The following is a 4,021-nucleotide window of genomic DNA, read 5'->3' on the forward strand; positions in this document are numbered from 1 at the left end:
CCCCGGGCGGTCACCCCGAGAAACGGAACCGGGCCGCCGGCTCCTCGGCCGCCGCCGCCTCCACGCGCGCCCGCATCCCCTCCGTCATCGACGGCAACCCGTCCAGGGGGAACCACCGCGCCTCGGTGTTCTCCCCGTCCGCCGGATACGGGTCACCCGAGATCCACCGGCACCGGAACACCAGGTCGAGGTACTGCGTCCGGTCCCCGTTCTCGTACACCACCGGATCGGTGACCCGCACCGAGGCCAGCCGCTCGGGCACCGCCACCACGCCCGCCTCCTCCAACACCTCCCGGACCGCCGCGTCCGCCGGCTCCTCCCCCGGATCCACGATGCCGGTCACCGGCGTCCAGGCACCGTTGTCCGCCCGGCACACCATCAGCGCCCGGTCCCCGTCCAGGACCACGGCCGTCACGCCCGGCAGCCACAGCGGGTCGTTGCCGATCTTCTCGCGCAGCGCGAGGATGAACTCCGGAGTCGCCATTCCGTCAGCCTACGGGCGCGATGGGACCGCCGGCCCGCCCGACCTCACCCTTCCGGAGACCCCCTCCGGGGCTCGGGCACCGCGTCCGCGCACCCCTCGGTGGCCGCCGAGCCATCCGTGTCGGGGGCACCCCGCCACCCACACACGCACAGTCATGATCCCCGCCCCGCCCGTTGTGCCGGCTCACCGCCGGGCCCTCGCCCCGGCGACCACACGGCCCAGCCGACCGGCTTGCGGTACTCCATGATGTGGCCGGTCGCCGGAAAGCTCTCGTTGCCCACCAACTTGCCGCTCCTGGTCTCCACGATCGTGAAGCCGACCCTTTGGTACAAGCCGATCGCGCGCTCGTTCCCGGCCAACACCGAGGTCTCCACCCGCGCACCCGCCTGCGCCACGGCGTACCGCAACAGCGCGCCACCGGCCCCCTGCCCGTACCGGGCGGGATCCACGTAAAGCCAGGACACCTCGTCGTCCTCCAGCGCCACGAAACCCACCACCTCCGGATCCGCACCGGAGCCGGGGCCCTCGGCGACCCAGACCCGACCGTCGAAGAGGCCCTCGTTCTCGTAGGTCTCGGCCAGGGTGAGGAAGGCTTCCACTCCCACCGTGGCCTCCAGCTCATCGAGGCGGGCCGCGTCGTGGATCCGCTCGATCGCCTCCCAGTCCTCGGGCAGATAGTCCCGTATCCGCCACTCGGCCTGCCGCCGCTCCGTCACCATGCCCGAACGATGACCCCGACCCTCGCGGCGCGCAACGCGTTTATCGCCCACGGACATACCCGCCCCGCCGAACACCGGGCCCCACGGCCACCGAAGACCTCGAACCCACTCCCCCGGACCGTGAGGCCGCCACACCGGACCCGGCACCACCGCCACGCGGGGGAACCGCCGTGGCCGACGACGATCGCGAGGAGGTACTCCAACTGCCGGATGCCGGCGCCCCGATCCTCTCGCGACCCACACCGACCCTCCACCGGCCGCGCCGCCCCACGCCCGTCCACCGGGCGCCCCACCGGCTACACTGACCCCGGCGCACGGCCACCGGCCGTCGCCCCGCACCACCCACGCCTCCGTAGCTCAGGGGATAGAGCACCGCTCTCCTAAAGCGGGTGTCGCAGGTTCGAATCCTGCCGGGGGCACAGGAAGAAGGGCCAGCTCAGGAGGGTTTTTCTCCGAGGCTGGCCCTTCGTCGCGTCCGGGGTCGTGCCACACGCGTGCCACTAATGCCACGCGGATGCCACATCTCTAGCCGGAGACCCCTCCCCCACCTTCGCGGATCATGGCCCCGAGCCGATCGGCGATGGCCCGGTCACGGTCGCCGGTCATGTGCTGGTAGATCAGCGCGGCCCGGGAGCTGCTGTGCCCCATCCTCGTCATCAGCTCCCGTGTGCTGGCCCCGGCCGTCGAGGCCAGCGTGTTGCCCGTGTGCCGCAGGTCGTGAAAGTGCAGCTCGGCCGTGACGCCCGCAGCCTCCCGGGCCTTGACCCAGTCGTCCCGGAAGTTGCTCCGCCGCAGCTGTCCACCCTGCGGCCCGACGAAGATATGTCCGTCCCGGCCCGGAGCAGCGAAGTGCTCCAGGTGGTGCGTGACCGCGTCGAGCAGTTCGGCCGGGAAGGAGACGGATCGCACCCCGGCCGCGGATTTCGGGGCCTTGTCGAAGAGTCGGCCGTCCTGCAACTCCGCCTGGGCACGGCGAACAGTGAGGGTCGGCCCGTCGAGGTCGATGTCCCGGCGGCGCAGGGCGGCCAGCTCACCGAACCGCAGGGTGGTGAAAGCCGCCAGGAGCACGAGCAGCCGATAGCGCGGCGCGATGGAGTCGGCGACGGCGAAGACCTCAGCCACCGTGAGAACCGGTCGTTCCGGCACGTCGTAGCGGTCCGCGCCCTTGACGCGGCAGGGGTTACGCCGGATCAGTTCGTCGTCCACCGCCGTGTTCATCAGGGCGCGCAGCAGTTGGTACGCCTTGACCACCGTTGGTTCCCCGACACCGGCCGCCAGGAGTTTGCCGCGCCAGCCGCGCACCCGGGCCGTCGTCACGTCCGCCACGCTCCCGGCTCCGAAGGTGGGCAGGATGTGCAGCCGCATGACCGACTCGTTGCGCTCCCGGGTGCGGTCGGCGAGCTTCCGATCCCGCAACCACGCGGCGGCGTACTCGCCGAAGTTCACCGCCCCGGCGTCCGGGTCGGACCACTGTCCGCGCGTGATGTCCGACTCGATGTGTGTCAGGGCGAGCTGGGCATCGGTCTTCGTGGTGTACGTCTTCTCGGCCGGACGCAGTTGTCCCGTGTCCGGGTCCCGGTAACGGACCTGCCAGCGACCGGACGGAAGCCGCCGGACCGAACCGAAGCTCCGCCGCTTCCCCTTCCCGTTGGCCATCAGGCAGCCCTCCGCAGGGAGTCGCGCCGGTGGTCGATCGGCCGCACCGTGTTGGCGTCGATGAAAGCGTTCAGCGCGCTCTGAGGGATGCGGACGTGTCGGCCGACCTTGACGAACACGATCCGCCGCTCGGCGATCAGGCGCCGGGGGAAACGGGCCGTCGTGCCCAGCAGTTCGGCCACCTGGTCAACGGTGAGATAGCGGTCGCTCATCGGGAGGACTCTCCTTTCGGGCCCGGTGTGAGGGAGTCGGCGAGCCATTCCTCACCGGGGGTGAGGCCGGTTCCGGCGTAGATCCAGTGGCCGAGGACGAGGGTGGTTTCCTCGTCCGGTTCGGGTGCGGGTCCGGTGTCGGTGGGGGCGTCGCCGCGTGCGAGGGCGGCTTGGAGTCGGCGCCATTCGGCGCGGGCGGTGCGCAGCGCGCCGAGGGTGGTGGAGTAGGCGCGGGATTTGGTGGAGAAGTGGCCCCGGAAGCCGAGCATGTGGGCCCAGGCCCGCAGTCGGAGGTCTTCCAGTTCCTTGCGGGCGCCGAGGGTCCAGGTGGTGCGGATCAGGCGTCGGGCGTGGTCGGGGAGGTCGAGGCCCACCAGTTCGGCGAGGAACCGCAAGGGGCGGTCGAGGGTGCCGGTGGCCGCTTCGGCGCCCTTGGTGGCGTACTTGGCGATGTAGCCCGCCACGGCCTGTTCGCTCAGTTCGGTGCCGGCGTCGAGGTCGGGGCCGTGGATGGGGCGGATGTCGAGCTGTCGGCCGAAGGCGAAGGTGTGCGCGCGGCCGTCGAGGACGGGGCCGGGGATGCTCGCCCGGGTGACGGCGGCCCCGATCGCGTCGGTCAGCAGCTCGACCGTGGCCCAGGCCGGGGGCGGGGTGTGGCCGCCGCCGGGGCCGTCGAGGCGGATGACGGCGTGGAAGTGGACCGCGCCGCGTCGTTGGTACTCGGCGACCTTGGCGAAGGAGATGCGGGCGTGGTCGGCGAGGGCGCGTTGGGGCAGTCCGGCGCGGTGGGCGATCTCGCGGCGCAGGTGGATGGTGAAGCGTCGCCACAGGGCTCCGGCGTGCGCGTTCCACAGCACGGCCGCTTCGTAGTCGTAGCGGTCGGGGTCGATGGGTGTGCCGAGGGCCGGGTCGTCGGGGGCGTGGCGCAGGCCGCAGCGGCACGGGCGGAC

General features: G+C 71.9%; 5 protein-coding genes and 1 tRNA gene. 1 reads left to right on the forward strand and 5 read right to left on the reverse strand.

Going from position 1 to position 4,021, the window contains the following annotated elements:
* Positions 1–10 precede the first annotated feature (10 nt).
* Positions 11–484: an NUDIX hydrolase gene (locus tag FNQ90_RS14925; protein ID WP_182606830.1), complete on the reverse strand. Its 474-nt coding sequence runs from the start codon at positions 482–484 to the stop codon at positions 11–13.
* Between the two features lie 152 nt (positions 485–636).
* Positions 637–1,203, reverse strand: a complete 567-nt coding sequence (locus FNQ90_RS14930) for a GNAT family N-acetyltransferase (protein WP_182606831.1) — start codon at positions 1,201–1,203, stop codon at positions 637–639.
* A 346-nt stretch (positions 1,204–1,549) separates the two neighbouring features.
* Here FNQ90_RS14930 and FNQ90_RS14935 point away from each other — a divergent pair.
* Positions 1,550–1,622: transfer RNA gene (locus FNQ90_RS14935), tRNA-Arg, on the forward strand.
* Positions 1,623–1,728: 106 nt separating this feature from the next.
* Here the strand turns inward: FNQ90_RS14935 and FNQ90_RS14940 are convergent.
* From FNQ90_RS14940 to FNQ90_RS14950, 3 genes are all read right to left on the reverse strand, one after another.
* Positions 1,729–2,859: a tyrosine-type recombinase/integrase gene (locus FNQ90_RS14940; protein ID WP_182606832.1), complete on the reverse strand. Its 1,131-nt coding sequence runs from the start codon at positions 2,857–2,859 to the stop codon at positions 1,729–1,731.
* Complete coding sequence (locus FNQ90_RS14945) at positions 2,859–3,071, reverse strand: helix-turn-helix domain-containing protein (protein ID WP_182606833.1); 213 nt, start codon at positions 3,069–3,071, stop codon at positions 2,859–2,861. Before FNQ90_RS14945 ends, FNQ90_RS14940 begins: the two co-directional genes overlap by 1 nt.
* Positions 3,068–4,021 (reverse strand): replication initiator (locus tag FNQ90_RS14950; protein ID WP_182606834.1); only part of this gene is annotated, 954 nt, incomplete at its 5' end. The genes FNQ90_RS14950 and FNQ90_RS14945, both read right to left, overlap by 4 nt.

Origin of the sequence: Streptomyces alkaliphilus (assembly GCF_014141535.1) — a bacterium.
GTDB classification, from domain to species: domain Bacteria; phylum Actinomycetota; class Actinomycetes; order Streptomycetales; family Streptomycetaceae; genus Streptomyces; species Streptomyces alkaliphilus.